The 613-nt window shown below is 63.9% G+C and carries 1 protein-coding gene; it reads right to left on the bottom strand.

Annotation, left to right across the window (positions count from 1 at the left end; genetic code table 11):
* A partial coding sequence (locus L995_RS32165; protein ID WP_231574483.1) for a hypothetical protein occupies nucleotides 1-558 on the bottom strand: 558 nt, incomplete at its 3' end.
* Nucleotides 559-613 lie beyond the last annotated feature (55 nt).

Genomic DNA, 613 nt, shown 5'->3' with positions numbered 1-613 from the left:
GCCACCCGACGGATCGTAGGAAGCCGTGTTCGTGCTCGAACCCACAGCCGTCGGCACAGCCGGCAGGTTGAAGCTGCTGTTGCCACCGGCTGCGACCGAGGTCGTGAAGTTCACCGTGCACGTCAGGACAGTGCTGCCATTGCCCGTAAACGGGAAGGTGTTGGGCTTGGGCGAGCAGTCCACACTGGCCACGTTCGCACCTGTCGGCGCACCCGTGATGCGGATACCTGCAGGCACCAAGTCCTTGATGGTCACGCTGTTGGCAGGACCGAAGGCACCGGCCGCATTCGCTACCGTGAAGGTGTAGTTGAAGGGCGAACCTACGGCCAGGCTACCCGGATTGGCTTTGCTGACCGTCAGCGCAGGCGTACCAGGCGTGACCGGTGTGGTGGGAGTCGAAGCACAGTCCGTCGTGCAACCAGCCGTCGGATTGACAGGGCTGATGCCACCCGACGGATCGTAGGAGGCCGTGTTGGTGCTCGAACCCACAGCCGTCGGCACAGCCGGCAGGTTGAAGCTGGTGCTGGCACCGGCTGCGACCGAGGTCGTGAAGTTCACCGTACACGTCAGCACGGAGCTGCCGTTACCCGCAAACGGGAAGGTGTTGGGCGTG

It is taken from the genome of Delftia sp. ZNC0008 (genome assembly GCF_000799035.1).
GTDB lineage: Bacteria > Pseudomonadota > Gammaproteobacteria > Burkholderiales > Burkholderiaceae_C > Comamonas > Comamonas tsuruhatensis.
Note: the sequence above shows the minus strand (reverse complement) of the source record. Positions and strands in the feature narration are given on the sequence as shown.